The sequence below is a fragment of the Actinoplanes lutulentus genome (assembly GCF_003259845.1).
GTDB lineage: Bacteria > Actinomycetota > Actinomycetes > Mycobacteriales > Micromonosporaceae > Actinoplanes > Actinoplanes lutulentus.
Genome location: NZ_QLMJ01000020.1, coordinates 46,612 through 69,026 on the forward strand (window position 1 = coordinate 46,612; position 22,415 = coordinate 69,026).

The window sequence follows — 22,415 nt, forward strand, 5'->3', positions numbered from 1 at the left end:
CTGATCACCACTCCATTGCCAAGGGAGTCACGGTGTCATTCGGTCAGTTCCGAGCAGGATTCTCGCCTTCGCAGTCTGTCCGCGGGGCGCCCGACACTGTGGGCAAACTCCAGCAGGGCCGCTGAGGTGGCTGATGAGCGGAGGGGTGATCATGGCATCGCGCTTGACGATGTCGCCAGGATGAGTACGGGGGAGTGCACATGGATGATCTCGTGATGTCGGCCAGGGCTATGGTCGATGCTGCCGATGCGAGCGATCATCGGGCCTACAACGTTGCGGCCCGAGACTTCGTTGAGCGAGTTACTTTCGCGACAGCCGATGACATCACGGGCATGCTGCGCGAGGTCTTTGCGGCGGACTGGATGGCCATGCCGCCATGGGCGCGGAATCTGTCCTACCGCCTCGCGTGCCTGCAACGGCCAGACGATGCCCAACTGTTGCAGGCAGCCGCAGTGGATCTCTACTCATTCGGCCCAGACTGGGATGAGCACGCAGAACGGCTCAGTGCCGAGGCCGGCAGGATTCAGCAGGAGCATTAGCGGCGCGCACCTGCCGCAGACCGCGCGGCGCAGCGTCACCCCGTATCGGTCGGTGCGCGCCCGTGCCCAAGAGCGGACACGTGGTCATGCAGCCGCGACTCACCCAATCTGGGCCAGCTCGGGATTGGGGCTGCCCGGCTCTGATTCGAGCCGATGAAGTCTCCGCCGGGCATGAACGTCAGTCACGGCGAGCTCGGCCAAGTCTTTCAGCCGGCCAGCTTTGGCGAGCAGATCGATGTGCCATAGGTGAGCGTTATGCCGGTGGTGATCCTTGCTATAGCACTCGGCGTACGCGCTTACCAGGAAAATCGCGGTAGACCAGTCTTCGGCAGCCTCTGCCGCTTCAGCTGTCGCTTGGTCAAACGGAGCGTTCACGGTCACGAGTATGACCCGCTCAGCCGAGCATCGCGTGATCGCCGGTCACGAAGCGGTGCGCTTCGGCAATCGACCTGAGGCCGAGAACTCAATGAACTGCCGAGTTGAGTGCGTTCAACGATGTATAGGGGAGCTCGGTCCAAGAATCCTACGCCCCCAGTACTTCAGGGCTCAACACATTCCTTGAAGTCACCCAGGACCTGGAGAATTATGAAAAAATCGCGGCTATGGAAAAAGTAAGCCCGGAGCTCATCTATCACTACACGAGCAACGAGGCGTTAGTCAAGATCGTTACATCGAGCAGTATTCGTGCGTCCGACGCTGAGTATCTTAATGACGCCCAAGAAATGCTATTTGGTCGAAACCGGCTCCGAGATGAACTGAAAGAACTGGACTCTCTCTTAACCGGCAAGAACGAGGCGCGCGCACGTTTTGTGCGTGCCTCGCTGGACAGCTTAGAACGCCGGATGACAATGTTCACAGCGGTTGAGTATTATGCGACGTTTGTTTCCTGCTTCTGCGACAACGGTGACCTTTTGAGCCAATGGCGCGGCTACGGCGCCGGCGGCGGCGTAGCAATTGGCTTCAATCGCAAGACTCTGCGCAAAGCTAGGCACAGCGGTGGCTCCACCCAGCTGGTGCGGGTGCGGTACGGCAAGTCGGCAATCAAGCGCATGATTGACGGAATTCTCCCGGAGTTTGGGGCTTTAGCCACCGAGGACTCTCAGGGCGACGAGGATGATGACGCTAGTAATCCGTATGCGCGCGCTACGGCAGACGGATATTTTGCAACAGCGCATCAACTATTTCCAGCCCTCGCCAGGATTAAGGACGCCGCTTTCAGTGAGGAACGGGAGTGGCGCCTATTGACGGTGGCCAGAACCAAAGGTGAACAATATCGATCTGGAAAACATGGCTTAGTTCCATTCATCGATTTAAGTTTCCCGAAGCATGCAATATCTGAAGTGGTGATCGGTCCTGGTGGGAATAGTGACCTTCGTATGAGGGGCGTCCGGCGACTCCTTGGTAATCACGGGCCCTTAGCGCCTCGTGTACGGCTTTCTACTGCCCCTTTCCGGGGTTAATGCGTGTCGGGATAATTCACTCTCATGCCGCCGAGCGTGCGCGCAGGCCCGCAGCGAGGCGTCACGCTCAGTGGTGCCTCACCCGCGCCGACCTCTTGATCTGCCGATGAGCAGAAGGCGTACGAAAATAGGGGGATGAATGATCATGAACTTGTTGGTTACCTACGCCGATGCAACGAGGCAGACAACCATCGGTACGCCGAGGTGGCGGGTCGCTTCGGTGGGGACGCCCTGCTAGACAGCCACCTGCCTTTGCTCGACCTTGTCGACCAGCTTGCACGGGACTGGCAAGTTATGGACTCCACCGACGAGCGCTATCCCGGCCTCACTTACGCGTTGAGGGTCCTCATTCAGGCTTACCAGAGTGACTCTGCTTAACAGACGCACTGATCTGCCGCCGTCCGCGTGCGGAAGCGGGTCGGCGTACACGGTCGGGCCGGGCGCCGGTACGGTTCGGCGGTGTCTGCCGAGCCCGAGCGCTATGACCGCCTCCTCGCGCTGTACAGCAACCGCGTCGCCGGCTATGAAGGCGTGGCTGACGATTATCCGCAGCGCTGGAGCCGGTGGTGCCGACATCTGTTGCAGTACGGTGGCGAACTCGTGGTTCCTCACCGGCATCCGGAACACCATCTTGACGAACTTCTTGCCTGTGCCGCCGTCCAGCCGACGGCCGGCCGGTTCGTGCTGACGGGGCGGTCGCGGCAATCGGCACCGGCTACGCCCTGTCTGACGACGGGTTGTGGCGGCAGCATTTTTGGGGTGTCGACGCCGGTGGAGCCCCAGTCGAGACCACGGACGCTCGAATCAGCTACGTCGGTATCACCCTGACCGCGGTACGCGCACTTCAGTTCGCCGTCGGCAATGCCGGTGATCACGTCACGTCCGTGCTCAGGGCCAACGGACCGCGCTCCCGGGAGCTGACCGCCGTCCTGATCGAAGCCCGCGGCCCGCGCATTGAGCTCGCGGCGCGAACCGGATCTGGGCGCCGGAACTTTGGCGGCGGCTGTGGTGGGTCGTTCCGGCTCCGCTCGTGGACGGACGGGCCGGCGTGCGCCCGGCTGACCGCCTTGGCGCACGCTCGGGTTATCCGCGGGCCTGCTTGAACAGCGTGGCGAGCGTGTCGTCCATCCAGTACACGGCCGATTCGCCGGCGGTCTCCCATCGCCAGCACACCTTGCGGCCCACGGCGAGGCAGTGCCGGCTCGGCCAGGCCAGTACCCCCGCAACGCCGTATCGGCCGTTCGGGACGTCGTGCATCGAGGCGAGCTCGTCAGCCGAGATTTTCTTGTTCGGTGCGTCGATCAGGGTGGAGAAGACGGCGGTAGCGCGAGGGCTGAACTTGTTCCACACCTTGGTGGCCAGATCCTCGTCGGAGCTGCTCCATGCTTCAGCGGGTGTGGCTGCCTCGAGTTGCCCCGCGGCCGCCTCCGGCGGGCCCGCCATCCACTGCCCGAACATTACGTAGAACTCGGGGAGCCGGTCCTTCGGCACACTCACTGTGACGTCCATGAATTCGCTCATTATCTACCTCCTAGGCGACTGTTGGGGGGTAAATCCCTCGGCTAGACGGTAGATACCGGGTACGTAATCGGTCAAGAGGGGGTCAAGAGCGATGTTAGCGATGTCAGCGAGTTGGACAAGAAGACCGGGCGCCACCGTCGGCCGCGAGGGACTGAACGCGCTGCGCGCGTACGCCCCCGTCCGGGCGACACGAACGCGGGTTTGAGAGAAGCGGGCCGCGGTGACCGGCCCGGTGTCTCGCGCACCGGGCCGCCGGTGACGCCTGACCGCGTAGTCCACATGGGGGATCTTGGGTCGCGCCGACCGGCCCCTGAAATCTGTCCCAAGTCCCGGCGGTCTTCTTCTCCAGTCCAGGCGACGTTGATAACCCGGCCGAGCCGGTCCGGCCGCCGCAACCGAAGGCGCAGCAATCCGGCTCAGTGCGGCGTGGCCGTGGGGCGCAGCACCACCGAGGTAAAGGGCGGAGCCCTCCGGATACGCCGCGTAGAGCGATGTTCGATGGGAGAAGATGCCCGCATAGCGGGGCGGCCACTTCTTTTAGGAGGAGGGGCGCGGGAACTACAAGGAACTGGGGGGGGGGGGGGGGGGGGGGGGTACGTCGGAAAGCGTCACATCCGATGAGTGACGCTTTCCGACGTACCCCCTTCCGATTCTGATCACCCATGGGTTGTCCAGAGTGCCCATACCTGTTCCATACCCCGCCCATGCACGAGTAAGGGTGAGGTGCGGGGACTCATCTACTTTATTGCGCGACTGACAAGCGAGTACATCGCTAGAGTGCCCGCAGTAAGCCCAAGGCCGAGAGGGATCGGTCCGAGTTGGTCAAATACAGGATCGTGGTTGATGAAAGCTAAAGCGATCATGGATACGCTGCCAAACAGGTTGATAAAAAGGGCGACTTTAAGTACGGGTCGGAATCGCCAAAGCCCGGTAGCCGCCACCTTCCCACCATTGCCTCCGGCGAATATAAAGATTGAATAAAAAATATAAATGCCTAATACGGTTGGCCAGAATCCAATCATGCCGTAGATGAATCCGAAGAATAAATTTCCCACAGTTGACATTGACCTTCTAGCACCTTTTCTGGGGACAGTTATTTAGCTCTTGACCCTTGATGCGTTCGCTGACAATTTCGTTTGACGTCAGGGGTGCCGTCGGTATGAGTTGTGGCGGGCGAAAGTGCCACAGAGCTGCAGTGACCTGCCGGTTGCACCCCTGAGGGGGGAGCAGCTACGCATGATCCATAAGATCTGCAATAGCGGGTCCTGTGGTTAATCAGTGGGGGTGACTAGAGTGCCCGCAGAGATCAGGATGATCAGCATCGTGAGCACAGCAGCAAGCGCAACCGAGAAACGGCGGATCTTCCCTGTCCGGCGCAGGCCCGGGAGCACGGCCGCTATCAAGGCTGCGGCCAGTCCCGCGACGGCGAGGGGAACAATTACGATGGCGTTACCAGCGCGAAGCGGTAGGACTGCGGTGGCATCGTATAAAGCCAGCACTAAGGCGGGGATGCCGAACATGACAGCACCGACTGAGGCGACCATGTTGAACGTCTCTTGCGCTTTGGCTTCGCGTGTAACCGCAATCGTGGACGCGGCATTCAGGAGGCTATGCAGCATGGGAGCCTCCTCGCCTGCTTCGGTCTGCAGGGCGCGGCATTGGCGTACGCCTGCGTCCAGAATCACGAACCACGCGGTTCTGGCTGCCCGTCGGGCGCCAGGGCGAGGGGGCAGGGCGGCATCCTGCAGGCGGCGCTGGGCGTGATAAGCCGCTGGGTCGGTGACCCAGGCGCCCATTCCTTCTCGGGCGGCCTGTCTGGCTTCGTCAGCGACGCGACCCACGAGTGTGGACATTTCAATCACGTCAGCAAGAACGTTTTCCAGCATGCTGGTCTCGCCGCGCAGATTGGCGCTGAGCAGGTGTTCCAGGCCGTACCGGAAGACCTTTATCTCACGAATGCGGTCGCGTGACTGTTCGGCCTGTGCCTTCGCGATCTCGGTCGCCAACCCTTCAGGGTCCGGCTGCCCGCTGTAGGGCACCGCCTTAATTACGTTTGCGAGAAGCTCAGCTAGACGGGAATCGTTGGGTTCGATTCGCCAATTCGTGGCGGTCGGCCCGGCCGGGCTCTCTCCGGCCTCAGTCACCCACAGGCCGCGCACCACAGCGGTCAGCTTCGTGCGCAGATCATGATGGACCATGATCCGGAGGTCGCCGACGCCGATCAGTCGTTCGGTGCCGGTATTCATGATCGCTAGCAGAGGCACCGCACGGACTGCGGCACCGTCAGGAGCCGACACGTCATGCCAGGCCGGAACCGCACCCGCCAGTTCCGGAGCAATGACGTCGACCGTAACGCTGAAGGCAGCGACCGGTTGACGACGAGATCTCTTCATCATTGCTGTGCGAATGAGCGCCATGAGCGCCAGAGTATGCCCTCGTGTCAGGTTGACCACATAGAGTTACATCGATTATCTTGATCGATTCGTTCCGCCCGTTTCACTTCCGGGGGAGGGGTAGGACGTCCCTAACCCTTGCGGGGCAGGATCCCGCTGCCCCTCGATGCCCAGCTACCCGTCCGTGCGAACACGTCCATGATCGACAGAACTGGCCCTGACCTGCACTGTCAGGAATCCGTGAGATCCGTGTCAGATCGGCGAGTGTTCGCCAGCGCTGACAGGCGCCCGGTTTGGGGGTGCGCTATCCCAGGCCCGGGATGTGGGTGCTCGGTGCTGCGGGCGTGTCGTTGACGTTTTAGCTGAAAGGTGTCGCCGTCGGTGGGGTGCCGATGGCGGTGGTGAGCCGGGCGGTGTAGTTGCGGTCGGCCGGCGTGGCGCTGTCGGCGCCGAGCGCGGCCGCGGCTGCCCGCAGCGCCTTGCGGACTTCGGGCAGGGCGGCGACGTGCAGGCTGTAGCCCTGGCCGCGGCCGCCGCGCAGAGCGTCGCGTTCCGCCTCACCCAGGGCGTCGACGCTGGCGAGGTGATCGGCGCCCCTTGCCGGGGATCTCCACCCGCACCGGTACGACGGCGGCGGCCGTGGTGGCGGGCCGTTCGGGCTGGCTGGGCATCAGGTCGGCGATCGCGATCGCGGCCGGGATCGCGGCGCGGCCGACATGGTGCTGGGGGTTCAGGACGGCTGCGGGGTTTCGAAGGCCGAACCTACGGACTCGGGAACGGTAAAGGCGAAGGCCGAAAGGGCGTGGGCGCCCGAGGTGCTACTGCAGCCGGGCCGACGCCGCGGTGGTGGCGGCGCGCTGATCGCCGACGCGGTGCTGCGCTACGAGCGCGCCGTCGACACCGGCGTGTGGCTGGCCACCGTGCTGATCGAGGTGGATCGCGGCACGTACCCGGTCGCCCGACCGTATACGAGGTGTGAACGTCGGGAGCCGAGGAGCTGGGCGTCCCTGCGCTATTTCCTGGCGGCTGGACCTCACGGAGGTGGGGTCGGGTGGACCTTCCCGAGTGAAGGACCAGTGACGGGCTTCCATGGAAGGAAAGCATTCATGAGCGGTACCGCTATCGAGCCTCCCGCCGACAACAGTTCTCCGGCGCCGGCGGGCAGGAGGTCGGGATCACTCGTGCTGTTGATCGAGAGTGCTGCCGCGGCAGTGGTGGCAGCGTTCTTGGCTTCGGGCTCCGTGCCGGTGGCGGGCATTGTCGCAGCACTCGTCGCTGTCGTGAGTGCGGTCGCTCTACTCTGTAACCGCTTGTGAGCGGCTGCCCGGAAGGCCGCCAGAAAATCTTGGCGGTGTCACCTCACGCTGGCTGCCGCCCGCGGACCTACGTAGGTGACGCGGCAAACCGATGAGCCGCCGCGAGCCTGATGACAGGAGGCAGGCCGGAGTGGAAGCCGACAACGCCGTGGTTCAGGCCACCGCCGCGCCGCCCGAAGCCTCACGGATGCATCCGCCGGCTGGATTCACCGCGTTCTTCCGGGATCACTACCCGTCTTTGATCCAGACTGCGATGTATGCCGGCGCGACTCAACCCGAGGCCCGGCTGGCTGCGCAGGACGCCATGACGGACGTCTTGAAACGTTGGAACGCCATCGCCAACCCGGTGGCCTACGCGCGGCAAGCCGTGCTCAGCTGTTTCTTCAAGGCCAGAAGGGACGGTCTCGACCGGGTCCGGATCAAGCAGGTCAGGCATGGTGCCGGTACGCCGGAGGCCCGGCTCGACCAGAACCTCACCGCCTGGGAGGACAAGCAGTGGGTGCGCCAGCTGTTGGACTCGCTGCCGGCCAAGCAGCGTGAAGTGATGGCGCTGGTGGTGGACGGGTTCGAGCCGACCGAGATCGCCGCTCTGCTGGGGCGCTCTGCCGAAGCGGTCCGGCAGAACCTGCGGGAAGCCCGCACCCGGCTCAAGCAAGCCCTCGAAGAGGACCAGGTGGCCCACCAGGTCGCCGCGTCCATGAGGAAGGAGTCCTGATGACCAATCCCGACCCGACCTCGCCGCAGGAACGGACGCCTCCCGGTGAGGACCTTCGCGAGTACCTCGAACTCGTTGACCAGGCCGTCGATGCCATCACCGACGCGGACGTCGACGTCGATCTCGCCGCCATGCTCACCCGGGCTGGCTACGACCCGCCGCCTGTAATCGCGCAGTCGGACCTGCGGATGGCCGAGTTCGAGCTCGCCGCGCTGTCGGACACCATCGAGGCCGCGGACCTCGAGTGTGAGCTTCGCGCGACCAGCGCCGAGCTGGACAGGCTGCGGGTCGAGGTGGCGGCCGCCCGCCGAGCTCGCCATCGTGAGGTCGGCCGGCTACACGAAGCCGTCAATGCCGCGGCCGCGGCCGGACTTCGCGCGGCTGAAGCTCAGGAACGGGCACAGGGCGCTGCCGTCGGCGCCGAAGCTTATGTCGATACCGCGTTGGACCGGGCGCAGGAGATCTTCGACCGGGCGCGGGCGGACGCCGAGCCGAAGGAACCCGAGCGCACGGACCCGGCTACCCACCGCACCTCGCGGCCCGAGGAGGTGGAAGAGCCCACGCGTGTGCGTTCCTCCAGCCGCAGCTCACGCATCGTGCCGAAGGAACCCGAGCGCACGGACCCGGCTACCCACCGCACCTCGCGGCCCGAGGAGGTGGAAGAGCCCACGCGTGTGCGTTCCTCCAGCCGCAGCTCACGCATCGTGCCGAAGGAACCCGAGCGCACGGACCCGGCTACCCACCGCACCTCGCGGCCCGAGGAGGTGGAAGAGCCCACGCGTGTGCGTTCCTCCAGCCGCAGCTCGCACTCTGAGCAGCATGAGGAGGATGGCCGCGGATATGGGGGCAGAACAAGGTGACCAGGTGCTTGCCACCGGACCCCAATCGCCATCGCCCGCACCGTCGCCGGCGTCCATGTCCTGCCCGGTCGTGCTCGCCGCCCGGATGCTTGGCAGGCCGGTCCGGCGTTCAGGACCTCGCGGCGGGCCTGCCCTGGGCTACGGACGGGGTACCGGCTCGCTCGCAGGGGTAGCAGAAGCCGCAGAAGGCGCAGTGCAGGATCGTCTCGTCTCAGTCCTCGATAGACTGCCTGGAAGCCGCTATTGCCCCGGCCCACTCCAACCACGGCAGTGGAAAGATCGACCGGGATCGGTAGCATTCCGCCATGGAGCCGACACCGCCTGCCGATGCCCGAGTACCGGGACGGCCACCACCGCGGGATCGGCTCCGGCAACGGCTACGAAACAGACTCCTGGCGTTAGGCGCACTTCCCGGTCTGGGGCACTGGCTACTGGTCCGAGGAACGGTGCTGGTGCTCGCGTTCGCCGCGTTATACGTGGCCAACGGGTTGGTGATCGGGTGGAAGACGGCCTACGACGTCACGATTGGCATCACGTCGCCCGGGGACAAGGACGTCTCCGCTCCGTTGTTGGCGTGGTTCCTATCGGCGGCGGGATGGCTGGCTGCTCCTGCTCTCGCCGGCGCAGTGGCAGGAACGATCGTCGGCAGCGCGGTCACAGATCGTCGACAGCGGTCAGTCGCGGAGGCTCTTCCAAAGGAAGATCCGGCATGAGTATCTGGCAGCGTCGGCGCTCAAGATCCCGGCTACCCATGGCGATTCCGCCACTGAAGGATCTCCAGTACGCAGAGTGCGGATACAAGGTTCAGGCCCTGTTCACCACAGACTTTGTAGAACTGCATAACGACGACTGGGAGCTCGCCGAGCGAGACTGGGCACGAATCGTCGCAGAGGTCCTCAACAGCGTCGGTGTCGAACGACGGGCCACCGGCGGTAGGGCGATCAAACAAGCGGTGGAGGTCGCCGCAGCCTTTCTCAGCGATGACAGGGACTGGCCCTGGTGCCCAATATGTAAACGCGGGACTGACGCGGAACGGAAGGAGTCGACCGATGGACACTGAACTCACCCCGCCGCCGACAGGTTTCCGCGAGCTGGGCGAACGCTACCTACGGAATGCCTTCCCCACCAGGGACGCCGAGGAAGTGAACCGCTACCTCGACGGAGCCGCGGAGCGCTTCCGTCAGGCGTCAGACACTCGGCCGCTGCCGTCGATGTCAGCCATTCAGCATGGCCGCTTTGCGCCTGGCGACCTGCTCTACGCGGACCTTGCCAGGACGCTTCTCACGGCCGCGAACCTCATCCGGGCAGACCTCACCGGAGCGAACCTCACCGACGCGAACCTCACCAGGGCGAACCTCGCTGGGGCGAACCTCACGGGGACGCACCTCATCAGGGCGAACCTCACCGACGCGAACCTCACCAAGGCGAACCTGACTAGGGCGAACCTCACCGACGCGTCCCTCCGCCGTGCGACCCTCACCGACGCGACCCTCACCGGCGCGCACCTCACCAGGGCGAACCTCGCTGGAGCGAACCTTGTCGCCGCGACCCTTACCAGGACGCGCCTCACCGGGGCGGCCCTCATCGGGGCGAACCTCACCAGGACGGCCCTCACCGGGGCGGACCTTACCGACGCGGCCCTCACTTGGGCGGATCTGGCCCAGGCGCACCTCGTAAGGGCGAACCTCACTGGGGCGGACCTCGCCACGGCGGACCTCGCCAGGGCGGACCTCACCGGAGCGAACCTCACCGGAGCGAACCTCACCGGGGCGGGCCTCGCCGGGGCTGGCCTCGCTCAAGCGATACTCGTCGACGCGAACCTCACCAGGGCGAACCTCATCCGGGCAGACCTCACCGGAGCGAACCTCACTGGAGCGAACCTCACCAGGGCGGACCTCACCGACGCGAATCTCAGCGGGACGCACCTCATCAGGGCGGACCTCACCGGGGCGGACCTCACCGGGGCGGACCTCAGCGCCGCAATCCTCATCGCGGCGGACCTCTCCGCTGCGACTTGGAATACATCAACCCACTGGCCTGCCGGGATGTCCGAGGGCATCGTGTCTCGCTCGGACCCGATGCCCTCGGGCGGATACAGAATCCGAGGTGGCGCTACTGGGACAGACCACCACGGCATACCGGTAGGCAGTTGATCGAACTTGGTTCGGCACGCGGTGGGGCGGTGTTCTCCAACCGGTTGGCCGCGCGGCATGCAAGCCCTTATTCAGCTGCGCCCCGGCCGGAAACCGCCCCGGCCGGAAACCGCCCCGGGCGGCAGGTCAATCGAGTGCACGACAAGGTTATGGCCACCGTAGGCCTCCGGAATCATGTAGCTGCTGCGCCAGCAGATCGACACGGCGGCTCACCAACTGACCGAGTGTTCGGCAGAGCTGACAGGCGACGGTCAGCGATCGCCGCAAATGAGACCCCATGACAGGCGCCGGTTGGACCGATGAATCTTGCCGTTTGCCGTTGACCCGAACGGCAAGATTCACCAACCGCTGTTGCTAGCTGAACAGGCAGGTCAGGCCGCATCATCGGCCTTACGCCGGGTCGCGTAGCAGCACGGCGACTGCGGCACTGGTGGCTGACCGCCGCCGGCGCCCGCCTGGTGACCGGTGTCGCGCCGGCCGAGGGCCGAGCACCCAGCGCGATGTTCGCCGCCCACGCCAGCCTGATCGCCGAGGCCTATCTCGCCGTCTGTGAGCACGGGCCGGCGGCCGGGATCGAGGTATCGGGCTGGTGGCCGGACCGGCAGGCGTGGCTGACCTGGCGGCCGACGGGCGGGCAGGACGTGACGCTGTCGCCGGACGCGATTGTCACCGCGAACCTGACCACCGGCGAGACGGCCGGGCCGGCGGCCGCGTTCGTGGAGATCGACCTGGCGACGATGACCCAGACCCGGCTGCGGGACAAGGTGCGCCGCTACCTCGCGTATGCCGAGGACCAGGTATGGGCGGGCCGGTGGCCGCACTGCCCGCCGTTGCTGCTGCTGATGACCACCGAGGCCCGCGCGGTCACGTTCCTGGCCGCCGCGGCCGCCGAACTCGAGCGACACCGCCGGCAGCAGGGCGCGGTCTTCCGGTATCGGGGCACCGGCGCCGCCCGCCAAGACCTGAGCACCTCTACCCGAAGAACGGTGGCGTCGTTCCAGTCGCTGATCAGGCCACGCTGAGGGTCGTACGGGATCACCCCGACGACGACTGGCTCCTTAGACGGCTCGTCGAAGCCGTTGATTGCTGGCATATGCGACATGGTGCCCTCCCTTTCGGCTACCACACGAGACATGCGAGCAGCCATCATCTCGTCCGGACTGTTGCATATCTCGGCCCCTAGCGCTGAGGCGGTGTGAGGAACTCCGGGTCAGCCACGCGTAATCTGCCACTTTCACAGGGGCGGCTCGGTCAGCGCACTGATCTGCCGCGATCCACGCGCTATCAGCCGTAACGGAACGCAGAGTCGGCAGATGCGCGAATCAGCCGAGGATCCAGCGAGGGGTGGGCAAGCGGATCAAGCAAACTTGATGTGAAGCAGGTCCGGCGATGGGAATTCGTCTGGATCCGGCTCCTCGTGGCCAACCCACTCGATGCCGCCGAGGACTTCCCCCCGTTGCGGGTCCCCGACCGTGTAGAGGAACAGACCGGCGTAGGAGCCTCGAACGCTCGCATCGGCTCGCATCCTCATTCCGAGGCCATGATGGAAATCGATGGACGGGCACCCGCAACCGCACGTGTCGACGACGACTACTTCTGTCGCCTGCCAGCGCAGCGTTTCAACGTCAGGGAAATCAACGGCCAGTAGCGCGTCAAGTACAGCTCGCTCTCGCTGTGTCAGCGGCCTTGCGTCCATGCCGAGATCATCCCAGCAGCGCCAGGTGGTCAGCATCCGCAATTGCCGCGATCCGCGCATCCGTCCGCGTCTGCGAGTGACACAGGGCAGGTGCAGGTTGCGAGCCTAGCGTTGCGGACGCGCCGAAAATGGGTCGGTCGTGATCGGCCTGTCTCGTTCGTGAGGGGCCGTCGGTAGTGCCATCACCCGTCCGGCGTGCTGGCGGGGGCAGGATTCAGCAGCGTTGAGACGGGCCTCGTTGGCTGCGGGAATTCACCTTCTTTCAGTAGTGCTTGAACAAGATCATCCGAGCGTTGTACAAGATCGGGCCGCAGCGTGAACAAGATCGAAGTGGCGTTGAACAGGATCAACCTAGAATCAATCTCGGCTCCCGAGGCTTGAACGCGAAGCATGGCACGCCAATCCAGGGGTTTTCTTACCCCGTTCTGCAAGTTGGCTTCGCATCGATGTTCACCGTCGTTATTGCGGTCTGGGCTACGCGGGTTCGCCATCACGGCGACGGCGTTGAACTGTGAGCGCGATGAGGTGTAGCGGCGGGTCGGCATAGGCCGCGACTGGATCGCCCATCGTGGCACCAGGCCGTTATCAAGCGCGCAGGGAGGCTCCTTGAGCAAGATCTACTTGTTCAAGATCTGTGTAACCCGAGTGGCGGGATGGGTGCCGCACCCGCCAGGCGACCTACGAGCCGCCGGGCACTCGTCACCCACATCTCGGGGGAATCCTCATGTCTCAGTCTGTTCGTTCTGTCGTGCCCGCCGGCTTCGATGCTCCGCGTCTGGTGCTCGGTGAGCAGCCCTTCGACGTGGCCGCGACGGCGTTGCGGCTTCTCACCGCCGGCCCCGGGCCGCTATCGGTGGATGGTGCGGTCCTCGGCGGTGGCCTGCCCCGTCGCCGGATCGTGCTGTCGGAACTGGCTTCGGTCCTGATGCATCCCTCGTGCGGCCACACAACGAGTGACGAGGTGTGGCGGCTGCTGATCGAGCGTTCCCGTACGGACGGCCCGGCTTGGGTGGTCGGTGCCGTCGGGGTGGCGCTGCCGGGTCTGCGGCAGGCGGCCTACCGGCTGCGTCGCTACTCCGGTGACGTGCAGGCCGAGCTGCTGACCGGCTTCGTCGCGGCGCTGCGTACGGTCAACCCGGCCGGTTCCCGGGTTGTACAGCGCCTGCTCAGCGCCGCATTCACCGCTGCCCGTACAGAGTTGCGGGCCAGTGAGTCGCACCGGGAAGCCGGCTACCTCGACACCACAGCGTCGTGGCCGAAGGCTGGACACCCGGATGTGGTGCTGACCCGTGCGGTCACCGCCGGTGTCATTACCGCCGCCGACGCAGAGCTGATCGGCGCGACTCGCCTGGCCGGGACCTCAGTCGCCGACTACGCCGCGAGTACCAGCAAGGGTGCCAAGGCGATCTACAAAGCGCGGGACCGGGCCGAGGCCCAGCTAGTGGCGGCCCTGCACGCCGGACTGCTGTCCGATCAGGATGCCGAGGTCATCGCCGAGGCAACGATGACACTCCGTGCTGATCCTCCGCACCGGTTCTGACCTCGGGTCTGTCGAAAACTGGGCCGAAATCGGTATCTCTTGATGCGGGACTTTTCCGCACCTGGTGACCCCGCTTCGACCGGCCCCGCTGACGGCGCTGACACCCCGTGACGGCTTGCCCCTTCCTGATGAGGAGGACGGCCATCCGCGCCGGTCGTATCTGGGTTTGCCGCATCTATCACCCGTGACGCCCGGCCCCGCGCCCTTCGATGGCGTGAGGCCGGGCCACCCGGAGGTGCCCACGTCTCATGAACCGCCAACCTCTGAAATGGCCCACTCCGCAGCCGCATTACGCCATCCGCATTGCCCGGTTTGCCGCCACGATTGCCGTGGTGGTGTTGCTTGTTGCGGCACCGGAAGCGGCATTCGCCGCTGCACCGGCCGGTACGGTGCTCGCCGCCGAATCCATCGGTGCAGTCCTGGGCAACATCCGGGCCTGGGTGATGGGGTTCCTCGCCGCCTGGGCCACGCTGTGCGCCACCGTCGGTTTCCTGCGCTACACCAGCGGTGAGCCGGGCGAGGTGGAACGCGGCAAGACGGCGCTGCGAAGCGCCGCCATCGGCTATGCCGGAGCATTGCTCATACCGCTGCTGCTCACCATCGTCACGGCGTGGACCAAGTGACGGCCCGCCGTAGCACCACGCGTCGACTCGTCCCGCCCGTGCTCGTACTCTTTGCGATTCTCATCGGGCTGGCTGCCGCCGAGGCGGCGTGGGCGGACCCGTCCCCGGCTCCCGCGCCTACGCCGGGGACGCCGTCCCCGATTCCTGTACCTCCGCCAGACGGGCCGAGCCCCTCTCCGACGTCGTCCCCACAGGTGCCGCAGCCATCTCCTCAACCGTCTCCGGCTCTGGGAACTGGGGACGAAGACGACCCGGGCCTCTTCGACATCCCCGGGCAGATCCGGAAGGCGATCAATGACTTTCTGATCTGGCTGGCCAAGAAGGTCCTGGACCCGGTCTTGGAGGTCCTCGGTTCCACGGTGCTGTCCACGCCAGACCTCACCGGGAACCCGGCGGTGAAGGCTGTATGGACCATGAGCATGGTCACCGCGAACGCCTTCTATGGGCTGCTCATGCTGGCTGGCTGCTTCATCGTCATGTCCCGCGAGACCGTGCAGACCCAGTACGGGCTCAAGGAGATCGCACCTCGGGTGGCCGCCGGCGCGGTGCTCTCGAACCTGAGCCTGATCATCTGCGGCAAGGTCATTGAGGTTGCCAACGCGCTGACCGCCGGCGTGATGGGTGAAGGCGTCGACCCGCAGGACAGCGCTGACGCGATCGGTGAGTACCTGATGTCGGCGCTGACCGGCCCCTCGGCCAACATCATGTTCGGCCTGCTCGGGATCGCCGTAGCGGCGCTAGGCATCGTCGCGGTGATTACCTTCGTGATGCGGGTCGGGCTGTTCTTCGCGCTGATCGGGATCGGCCCGATCGTGCTGGTCATGCACGCCACACCCCAGACCGAAGGCATCGCCTACACCTGGTGGCGAGCCGTCGGGGCGTGCGCGGGCCTCCAGGTCGGGCAGGCCGTGATCATGCTGGCCACGGTCAAGGTGTTCCTGACCCCCAAAGGCATGCAGGTGCTGGGCATCCCGGCCAACGCGAAGGGCTTGATCGGGGTGCTGGTCTGCATCACGATGCTTTGGCTGTTGATCAAGCTCCCCGGACTCATGAAACAGTTCGTGCTCGCCCCGATCGGCTTGCAGAGCCAGGGCCGAGGGCTGATCGGGCAACTACTCCAGGCGTATGTCACGTTCAAAACTCTCGGCGCTGCCGCCGGGGTACTCAGCGCGGGCCGCAACGCGCTACCGACCCGGCCGCCGAGCCCGAACCGAGCGACCGGGGCGGGGATGGCAACACGGGCCGTCCCCGCTCGGCGAGTATTGCCGGCCCCAGGCCGGTCGCGGCCGTCCCCGGCCGTCCCGGTCCAGTTCAGTCACGCTCCGGCCACGCAAACCCCGCTCGCGGCACCGGCAGGCGTCAACGGGCCACCGGCATTCAGCAACCCGCCGCAGCCTGCGGCACCCGTTCCGGCCTCGACCGGCACGCCAGCATTGCCGTTCTCTCATCCACCCACCACCGGACCGGCCACCGCGCGGCCGAGCACTCCAGCGGCGAACCCGGCCTTCAGCAACAGCACACCCGCACCGCCGATCCCATCAACGACCGGGCCGCCACCTGCGGCAGCCTTCTCCTCGCCGCCGGCGCGACAGAGCGCACCGCGTCGTCCGCCGGCTCCAGTCGCACCGGTGTTCTCCAATCCGCCGGTAGTCCCGCCGAGTCCTTCGGCTCCGGCGCCAGACCGAACAGCCACGAGAACGAGAACCGCCGGGCGGCCGACCGCGGCGCGGCGAGCCGCTGATCCGCCGGCCCCGGCGAGTCCTCGACACGCCACTGGCGGCCGGCGGCAGACACCTCCGCCTGCCTCGTCAGCGGAGCTGCCTCCGCGCCCTGGGCCGCGCGGCACCACGGCACCGGTCTTTCGTCCCGCTTCAACGCCGCCGCCTTCCCCGGACGCGGACACCGGGGCGGAGCCGTCTCCGCCTGCGTCCCCTCTGCCTGTGCGGCGCTGTCCCGGAAGAGGTGCTCAGTGAGCCGCCGTACCGACGAGGCACCCATGCGCGCTCGCATCCCTGCTGATGTGGAGCGCCCGGATCGGGTCGCGTTCGGCATGACCTGGCGGCAGCTGGTCACCCTGACTATCACCGGCCTGCTGCTGTACGCCGCCTGGACCTCCGTCGCCACGGTCGTGCCGCCGCTGGTGTTCCTCCTGGTCGCAGTCCCGATCGCCGGAGCGGCATTCTTCGTCGCGGTTGGCCGTCGCGATGGCATCAGCCTCGACCTGTGGTTGCTCAACGCGATCCGGCATCGTCATGCCCCGCACCAGCTCGTCCCGGTCAACGGCCCGATTACCCCAGCCCCCGCCTGGGTCGCGACCACGCACGGGCCAGGTGACCGGCTCCCGCTACCTGCACCGCTGCGGCTCCCGGCCCGGGGCATCACCGGCGACGGGCTGATCGATCTCGGCCCGGACGGCACCACCGGCCTGGTCAGCGCCTCGACCGTTGCGTTCGGGCTGCGCACATCCGCCGAGCAAAACGGGCTGGTAGCCGCGTTCGCCCGCTGGCTGCACAGCCTCGACGGCCCCGCGCAGATCCACGTGCGGGCTCAGCGCGTCGATCTGACCTATCTGGCTGACCGGCTCCTTGCCGAAGCACCCGGCCTGCCGGACCCGTCTCTCGAAGCAGCCGCACGCTCGCACGCCGCATTCCTCAAGGACCTCGCCGCCCGCCGGGAGCTGCTACACCGGCAGGTCACCGTCGCGGTCCGCAGCACTCGCAGCCCCGGCCACACGATCCACCAGGCCACCGAGACGGTTCGAGCGCTGTCCGGCTGCGAGGTCGCCGCTCGAACGCTCGGCCCCGAGGACACGTCTGCCGTTCTGGCCGACGCACTCAAACCGTCCACCCATGGCGCCCTCGTCGTTCGTACGCAGGTGGCCGACTTCGATGAAAGTGAGCCGCTGTGAGCTTCCTGTCGCGTCGCCGTTCCGGCGCTGTCCCCGAGCCGGGGACGGTCGTCCCCGGTGCGCCGGACGCGGTTGAGGTCGGGGCACGGTCGGTACGGGTGGGGGACGGCTGTTCGACGACCCTGGCCGTGACCGGCTACCCGGCCGAGGTCGGTCCTGGCTGGCTCGAACCGCTGCTGTCCTACCCCGGCAGGGTCGATGTGTCGCTGCACATCGAACCCGTCCCGCCGGTCATCGCCTCCCAACGGCTGCGCAAGCAGCGCTCCCGGTTCGAGGCATCGCGCCGCCACGACGCCGGCAAGGGCCGCCTCGATGATCCGGAGCTGGACGCCGCCGCGGCCGACGCCGCCGATCTGGCCTCCCGCCTGGCCCGCGGCGAATCCCGCCTGTTCCGCTTCGGCCTCTACTTGACCGTTCATGCCGACAGCGAGCCGGAGTTGGCCGACCGGGTCACCGAGGTCCGCGCCCTCGCGGCATCGCTGCTGCTGGATGTCGCCCCGGCCACCTGGCGGCAGCTGCAAGGCTGGATCACCAGCCTGCCCCTGGCGTTCGATGCCCTCGGGATGAAGCGGGTGTTCGACACCGACGCGCTCGCTGCCGTGTTCCCTTTCACCAGCCCAGACCTGCCCAGCACCACCGGAGCGGGGGTCTTGTACGGGTTGAACCTGCACTCGCCCGGCGTGGTGGTCTGGGACCGGTGGGCGCAGCCGAATTACAACTCCGTCATCCTCGCCCGCTCCGGTGAAGGTAAGTCCTACCTGGCCAAACTCGACCTGCTGCGCAACCTCTACCAAGGCGTCGAAGCGTTCGTTATCGACCCCGAAGACGAATATGTGCGACTTGCCGAGGCGGTCGGCGGGACGATCATCCGGCCCGGCGTCCCCGGAGTACGCATCAACCCCCTCGACCTGTCACCCGGGGACGGGGACGACGCGCTGGTGCGGCGGGCGCTATTTATGCAGACATTCGTCTCGGTGCTGACTGGCAGGGCTGGGGTATCGCCTGAGGAAGCCGCCGCGCTCGACGTGGCGGTTCTTGCCGCATACCGGGCCAAAGGCATCACCACTGACAGGCGCACCTGGCGGCGGCCCGCGCCACTGCTGGCCGACGTCGCTGCCGCCCTGGACAAATCCGGTGACGCGGGCCGAGTCCTGGCCGCTCGGCTTTACCCGTATGTCGCGGGCTCGTTCAAGGGCCTGTTCGACGGCCCGACCAGCAACGCCGCGACCGGGCACCTCGTTGTGTACGCGATCAAGGACCTGCCGGAGGAACTGAAACCGATCGGCACCTTGCTGATCCTGGACGCCATCTGGCGTACCGTCAGCACCTCTCACCACGCCGGCACGCGCCGCAAGCGCCTCGTCCTGGTCGACGAGGCATGGCTGATGCTGCGCGCCGGACTCGGCGCACAGTTCCTGTTCCGGCTGGCGAAATCGGCGCGTAAGTACGAGGCCGGCCTGGGTGTGATCACGCAGGACGCCGCCGATGTTCTGGCCACCGATGTCGGCCGGGCGGTCGTGTCGAACGCGGCTACGCAGGTGCTGTTGCGGCAGGCGCCGCAGGCCATCGACGCGGTCACCGAGGCGTTCGGGCTCACTGACGGCGAACGCGCGTTCCTGCTGTGCTGCTCACGCGGTGACGCCTTGCTCGCGGCCGGCACGTCCCGGGTGGCGTTCCGCAGCATCGCCTCTGACGACGTCGAACACGACCTGGTCATCACAGGTTCTGTCCAGGCCCGCAGCTAATTCCTTCAGGATCGGAGACCCGTCATGTTAGTGCCCGTTCTCTCGTCCCCGGTCGTGTGCGTCCCGGGGCAGGGCGGCGTTCCCGGCTCGGTGATCGGTGACTTGATGTGCGGATCATGGGGGCAGGCAGCGCCGGAGGCGTTGTGGCACAGCCTCCAAGCTTCGTGGCCTCTTTGGACGGCCGGCATCGCCGTCACCGTCGGGCTTACGGTGACGTGGCGCGTCTGGCAGCGTAGGGCTTGGCGCAGGCACGCCCGGTCGGCGCGGTGGCTGGAGATCACCCCTCCGGTATCCGCGACCTCGGCCGCCACCGTCGGGCTGTGGAGATTGCTCGCCACCGCCCTGCCGGTCCCTGGTCGGTGGTCGCTGCGCCCGGCTCGTCTGGTCTGGGAGATCCGCGCGGATGCGTACGCAATGCGGTGCGGTCTCTGGCTCTCACCGGGGATCACCCCGACGGCCGTCCGCCGCATCCTCGAAAGTGCCTGGCCCGGCGTCCGCGTCGAACAAACCGCCGCACCGAACGTCGCCGCCACCGGCACGACGACCACGCTGGCAGTACGCCCTACCCAGCCCGACTGGCTCCCCATCGTGGATGACCCGCCGACCGCGACACCCCGAGCGTGGGGGAACGCCCAGCCGGACGAAGATCAGCTCCGCGCGGTGTACGAGGGCCTGGCGGCGGCGGGGCGCACCGGCGGCGGCCTGTTGCAGGTTCACGTCAGCCGCGCCCCCGCCTTCCGGCTCCGGGTGCTGTATCGGGCGATGACCCATCCCGAGCGTGCCCGCCGCCCCAGCGGAGCGCTTCGTGTGGCGCTACTGCTGACCGACGGTCTTCGTCAAGTCCTACTCGGGGTGGCCGGCGTGTTCATGCCCGGTTCGTCGAGAACCAGCTATCAGCGGAACACTGCAACTGATCCATACCTGACGGAGCTGGCACGCCGCGCACGTACGAAGTACAGCGCCGGGCCGCATTTCTTGGTCGCGGTCTTCGCCACCGCCGGCGGTCCGACGAAGCCTGCCGCGCGCTCGGCCGCCGCCGCTATTACGGGCGGATACAGCCTGCTGTCGGCGCATTTCACGCGACGGCGCCTTCGCCGAGGTGCGAGCGCGGCGGCCGACCGGTGGGTCCGGCCGCAGCGGATGAGCCTCGCCGGGGTGCAGGAGCTTGCCGCCCTGGCCGGGCTGCCGATCGAACCGGCCCTGCACGGGCTTCCGGCTGCCGCGTCCCGGCGGCGGCCCGGTGGCCGCGACGTCTTCCGTGCCGGGCCGGTCCCTGAGCGTCGGACTCGACCTGAGCAGCAGCGGGGCGATGGCGGCAGAGAGCCGACGGTGTGGAGCACCCCGTGACCACCACCGCGGCGAACCCGGAGCGGCGGCTCACTCTCGTACCGGTCGACCAACGGCACGGGCTGGGTGGCAAGGTGATCGGAGTTGCCAACGCCGGCCCGCGTACGAGGATCGGCATCTCGTTGCCCGACTGCCGCTACCACCTCCATGCGCTCGGGCCGACCGGCACCGGCAAGACCACCCTGCTGCAACGCCTGATACTCGACGACGTCGAGGCCGGGCGCGGGGTAGCCGCGTTCGACCCCGCCAAAGGCGACCTGATCCGGGACCTTCTCGACCGGATGCCCGCCGACGCCGGACAACGCCTCGTCTTAATCGACCCGGACGAGAAACGTGCACCTCCGGCTATCAACCTGCTCGACCCACGTGTGCACGGCGGCACCCCGCACGATGTCGCCGCCAACGTCACCGCCGTGATGTCGAAAGTTTTCGCACGCTGGTGGGGGCCACGCCAGGCCGATCTCTGCTACCACGGGCTGCTCACCCTCGCCCACCTCGACGGCTCCACCCTCCCGCAACTGCCGCGCCTGCTGTCCGACGCGAAATGGCGCGCCGCCCGGGTCAAGGCCGTCGTACGCGGACTGAAAGCCTGGGAGGGCAACACCCTCGGCGAGTTCTGGGAGGGCTTCAACTCCCTTTCCGTCGGGCAGCGGGCCGGACTCGCCGCGCCGCTGCTGTCGCGGCTCCGGCTGGTGTTGGCACACCCGTTCGCCATGGAACTGTTCGGGGTCCCGGCCACCACCTTCTCGTTCGCCGAGATCCTCGACGGCGGCGTTCTACTGGCCCGCCTACCCAAAGGCGTGATCGGGGAAGACGGAGCCCGGCTGATCGGGTCATTGCTGCTGGCCGGACTGTGGCAGGCCACCACCGCACGCGCGCGCATCCCCGAGCATCAGCGGCCGGACGCCAGCGTCGTGCTGGACGAGTGTCACAACTTCCTGCACCTGCCGATCGGCATCGATGACGCCCTCGCCGAATCCCGCGGCCTGCACGTCTCCTGGCTGCTCGCCCACCAGTTCAAAGGCCAGCTGTCCGGCGAAATGCAAGAGGCGATCGACGCCAACGCTCGCAACAAGGTGTACTTCGCGCTCGCCCCACGCGACGCCATCGACCAGGCCCGCCATCTGCGCCCGTACCTCGATGACGGCGACTTGATCCGGCTCGGCGGCTACGAAGTCGTTCTCCGCCCGATCGCCGGCGGCCGCGCGCTGCCGCCGGTCACCGCCGACACCTTGCCGCCGCCGGCCGTGATCAAAGGCCGAGCCGCCGAGCTACGCCAAGCGGCACGCGAGCTCACCGGTCTACCTCGGGCCGAGCGCAAGCGGCTGCTCGGTACGGCAACGGTGGCGGCCGGCGCCGACCCGGAGCCGAACGAAGAGCATTCGCCGCTGCCGCTGGTCGGACGCAATACCTTCGCTGGTCAAACCTTCGCTGTTCAGGGCGAGGGGTCTAACGAGACCTCTAACGAGCGGTCCAACGAGGAATCCAACGAGGCCGAACACTCGCCTGAACAGGCCCCCATGAACACGCCACCTGCACAGGTGGATGACGGTGCGGAGGACTGGTGGACCGGAACCGACTGATAAGAGATATCCCTCC

22 protein-coding genes are annotated in these 22,415 nt (G+C 66.6%); 17 read left to right on the forward strand and 5 right to left on the reverse strand.

Features of this window, described 5'->3' with window-relative positions:
• Positions 1–200: 200 nt before the first annotated feature.
• The gene (locus tag B0I29_RS34695) at positions 201–539 is read left to right on the forward strand and encodes a hypothetical protein (RefSeq protein ID WP_111653516.1); all 339 of its coding nucleotides are present in this window, start codon (positions 201–203) and stop codon (positions 537–539) included.
• A 99-nt stretch (positions 540–638) separates the two neighbouring features.
• Here the strand turns inward: B0I29_RS34695 and B0I29_RS34700 are convergent, their stop codons facing one another.
• On the reverse strand, positions 639–914 hold the full coding sequence (locus tag B0I29_RS34700; protein WP_181558120.1) for a hypothetical protein: 276 nt from the start codon (positions 912–914) through the stop codon (positions 639–641).
• Positions 915–1,141: 227 nt separating this feature from the next.
• Here B0I29_RS34700 and B0I29_RS34705 point away from each other — a divergent pair, with 227 nt between their 5' ends.
• A complete protein-coding gene (locus tag B0I29_RS34705; RefSeq protein ID WP_111653374.1) occupies positions 1,142–1,999 on the forward strand; it encodes a DUF2971 domain-containing protein in 858 nt (285 codons plus the stop codon).
• A 459-nt stretch (positions 2,000–2,458) separates the two neighbouring features.
• The gene (locus B0I29_RS45365; RefSeq protein WP_146616978.1) at positions 2,459–2,827 is read left to right on the forward strand and encodes a hypothetical protein; all 369 of its coding nucleotides are present in this window, start codon (positions 2,459–2,461) and stop codon (positions 2,825–2,827) included.
• A gap of 255 nt (positions 2,828–3,082) precedes the next feature.
• Here the strand turns inward: B0I29_RS45365 and B0I29_RS34710 are convergent, their stop codons facing one another.
• The 3 genes from B0I29_RS34710 to B0I29_RS34715 form a co-directional block, all read right to left on the reverse strand.
• On the reverse strand, positions 3,083–3,520 hold the full coding sequence (locus B0I29_RS34710) for a DUF6416 domain-containing protein (protein WP_245972986.1): 438 nt from the start codon (positions 3,518–3,520) through the stop codon (positions 3,083–3,085).
• 737 nt (positions 3,521–4,257) lie between these two features.
• Positions 4,258–4,584 (reverse strand): hypothetical protein, encoded by a 327-nt coding sequence (locus B0I29_RS45370; protein ID WP_146616979.1) that lies wholly within the window; start codon positions 4,582–4,584, stop codon positions 4,258–4,260.
• A 207-nt stretch (positions 4,585–4,791) separates the two neighbouring features.
• Positions 4,792–5,937, reverse strand: a complete 1,146-nt coding sequence (locus tag B0I29_RS34715; protein WP_146616980.1) for a hypothetical protein — start codon at positions 5,935–5,937, stop codon at positions 4,792–4,794.
• A 1,422-nt stretch (positions 5,938–7,359) separates the two neighbouring features.
• Here B0I29_RS34715 and B0I29_RS34730 point away from each other — a divergent pair.
• From B0I29_RS34730 to B0I29_RS46080, 7 genes are all read left to right on the forward strand, one after another.
• Positions 7,360–7,944, forward strand: coding sequence for an RNA polymerase sigma factor (locus B0I29_RS34730; protein ID WP_181558121.1), 585 nt, complete (start codon positions 7,360–7,362; stop codon positions 7,942–7,944).
• Positions 7,944–8,804 carry a hypothetical protein gene (locus B0I29_RS34735; RefSeq protein ID WP_111653378.1) on the forward strand — a complete coding sequence of 287 codons (861 nt, stop codon included), beginning with the start codon at positions 7,944–7,946 and terminating at the stop codon, positions 8,802–8,804. The genes B0I29_RS34730 and B0I29_RS34735 overlap by 1 nt, the downstream gene beginning before the upstream one ends.
• A gap of 305 nt (positions 8,805–9,109) precedes the next feature.
• Positions 9,110–9,517, forward strand: a complete 408-nt coding sequence (locus B0I29_RS47610; protein ID WP_260329416.1) for a DUF6313 family protein — start codon at positions 9,110–9,112, stop codon at positions 9,515–9,517.
• Positions 9,514–9,864, forward strand: coding sequence for a hypothetical protein (locus B0I29_RS46075; protein ID WP_181558122.1), 351 nt, complete (start codon positions 9,514–9,516; stop codon positions 9,862–9,864). Before B0I29_RS47610 ends, B0I29_RS46075 begins: the two co-directional genes overlap by 4 nt.
• Positions 9,854–10,957, forward strand: coding sequence for a pentapeptide repeat-containing protein (locus B0I29_RS34745; RefSeq protein WP_181558123.1), 1,104 nt, complete (start codon positions 9,854–9,856; stop codon positions 10,955–10,957). The genes B0I29_RS46075 and B0I29_RS34745 overlap by 11 nt, the downstream gene beginning before the upstream one ends.
• A 419-nt stretch (positions 10,958–11,376) precedes the next feature.
• Positions 11,377–11,979: a replication-relaxation family protein gene (locus B0I29_RS34750; RefSeq protein WP_221402250.1), complete on the forward strand. Its 603-nt coding sequence runs from the start codon at positions 11,377–11,379 to the stop codon at positions 11,977–11,979.
• Positions 11,980–12,329: 350 nt separating this feature from the next.
• The gene (locus B0I29_RS46080; protein WP_181558125.1) at positions 12,330–12,605 is read left to right on the forward strand and encodes a hypothetical protein; all 276 of its coding nucleotides are present in this window, start codon (positions 12,330–12,332) and stop codon (positions 12,603–12,605) included.
• Positions 12,606–12,835: 230 nt separating this feature from the next.
• Here B0I29_RS46080 and B0I29_RS45375 read toward each other — a convergent pair whose 3' ends face one another.
• Positions 12,836–13,198 carry a hypothetical protein gene (locus B0I29_RS45375; protein WP_220091513.1) on the reverse strand — a complete coding sequence of 121 codons (363 nt, stop codon included), beginning with the start codon at positions 13,196–13,198 and terminating at the stop codon, positions 12,836–12,838.
• A 179-nt stretch (positions 13,199–13,377) separates the two neighbouring features.
• Between B0I29_RS45375 and B0I29_RS34760 the strand changes: the two genes are divergently transcribed.
• The 7 genes from B0I29_RS34760 (at position 13,378) to B0I29_RS34790 (ending at position 22,399) form a co-directional block, all read left to right on the forward strand.
• Positions 13,378–14,193 (forward strand): hypothetical protein, encoded by an 816-nt coding sequence (locus B0I29_RS34760; RefSeq protein ID WP_111653382.1) that lies wholly within the window; start codon positions 13,378–13,380, stop codon positions 14,191–14,193.
• 248 nt (positions 14,194–14,441) lie between these two features.
• Positions 14,442–14,816 (forward strand): pilin, encoded by a 375-nt coding sequence (locus B0I29_RS34765; RefSeq protein WP_111653383.1) that lies wholly within the window; start codon positions 14,442–14,444, stop codon positions 14,814–14,816.
• A gap of 194 nt (positions 14,817–15,010) precedes the next feature.
• Positions 15,011–16,789, forward strand: coding sequence for a TrbL/VirB6 family protein (locus B0I29_RS34770; protein WP_281270936.1), 1,779 nt, complete (start codon positions 15,011–15,013; stop codon positions 16,787–16,789).
• Between the two features lie 23 nt (positions 16,790–16,812).
• Complete coding sequence (locus B0I29_RS34775) at positions 16,813–17,724, forward strand: PrgI family protein (protein ID WP_221402055.1); 912 nt, start codon at positions 16,813–16,815, stop codon at positions 17,722–17,724.
• Positions 17,721–19,469 (forward strand): VirB4 family type IV secretion system protein, encoded by a 1,749-nt coding sequence (locus tag B0I29_RS34780; RefSeq protein WP_111653385.1) that lies wholly within the window; start codon positions 17,721–17,723, stop codon positions 19,467–19,469. The genes B0I29_RS34775 and B0I29_RS34780 overlap by 4 nt, the downstream gene beginning before the upstream one ends.
• Positions 19,470–19,679: 210 nt before the next feature.
• Entirely contained in the window at positions 19,680–20,816 is a 1,137-nt protein-coding gene (locus B0I29_RS34785) for a hypothetical protein (RefSeq protein ID WP_146616982.1), read from the forward strand.
• Positions 20,813–22,399, forward strand: coding sequence for a type IV secretory system conjugative DNA transfer family protein (locus B0I29_RS34790; protein ID WP_111653520.1), 1,587 nt, complete (start codon positions 20,813–20,815; stop codon positions 22,397–22,399). The genes B0I29_RS34785 and B0I29_RS34790 overlap by 4 nt, the downstream gene beginning before the upstream one ends.
• The last annotated feature ends 16 nt before the right edge of the window (positions 22,400–22,415 follow it).

Excerpts from the sequence above, each read along its gene's own strand:
- B0I29_RS34695 (WP_111653516.1), top strand. The coding sequence starts at position 201 with ATGGATGATCTCGTGATGTCGGCCAGGGCTATGGTCGATGCTGCCGAT.
- B0I29_RS34705 (WP_111653374.1), top strand. The coding sequence starts at position 1,142 with ATGGAAAAAGTAAGCCCGGAGCTCATCTATCACTACACGAGCAACGAG.
- B0I29_RS34710 (WP_245972986.1), bottom strand. The coding sequence starts at position 3,520 with ATGAGCGAATTCATGGACGTCACAGTGAGTGTGCCGAAGGACCGGCTC.
- B0I29_RS45370 (WP_146616979.1), bottom strand. The coding sequence starts at position 4,584 with ATGTCAACTGTGGGAAATTTATTCTTCGGATTCATCTACGGCATGATT.
- B0I29_RS34715 (WP_146616980.1), bottom strand. The coding sequence starts at position 5,937 with ATGGCGCTCATTCGCACAGCAATGATGAAGAGATCTCGTCGTCAACCG.
- B0I29_RS34735 (WP_111653378.1), top strand. The coding sequence starts at position 7,944 with ATGACCAATCCCGACCCGACCTCGCCGCAGGAACGGACGCCTCCCGGT.
- B0I29_RS47610 (WP_260329416.1), top strand. The coding sequence starts at position 9,110 with ATGGAGCCGACACCGCCTGCCGATGCCCGAGTACCGGGACGGCCACCA.
- B0I29_RS46075 (WP_181558122.1), top strand. The coding sequence starts at position 9,514 with ATGAGTATCTGGCAGCGTCGGCGCTCAAGATCCCGGCTACCCATGGCG.
- B0I29_RS34745 (WP_181558123.1), top strand. The coding sequence starts at position 9,854 with ATGGACACTGAACTCACCCCGCCGCCGACAGGTTTCCGCGAGCTGGGC.
- B0I29_RS45375 (WP_220091513.1), bottom strand. The coding sequence starts at position 13,198 with ATGCCGACCCGCCGCTACACCTCATCGCGCTCACAGTTCAACGCCGTC.
- B0I29_RS34760 (WP_111653382.1), top strand. The coding sequence starts at position 13,378 with ATGTCTCAGTCTGTTCGTTCTGTCGTGCCCGCCGGCTTCGATGCTCCG.
- B0I29_RS34765 (WP_111653383.1), top strand. The coding sequence starts at position 14,442 with ATGAACCGCCAACCTCTGAAATGGCCCACTCCGCAGCCGCATTACGCC.
- B0I29_RS34775 (WP_221402055.1), top strand. The coding sequence starts at position 16,813 with ATGCGCGCTCGCATCCCTGCTGATGTGGAGCGCCCGGATCGGGTCGCG.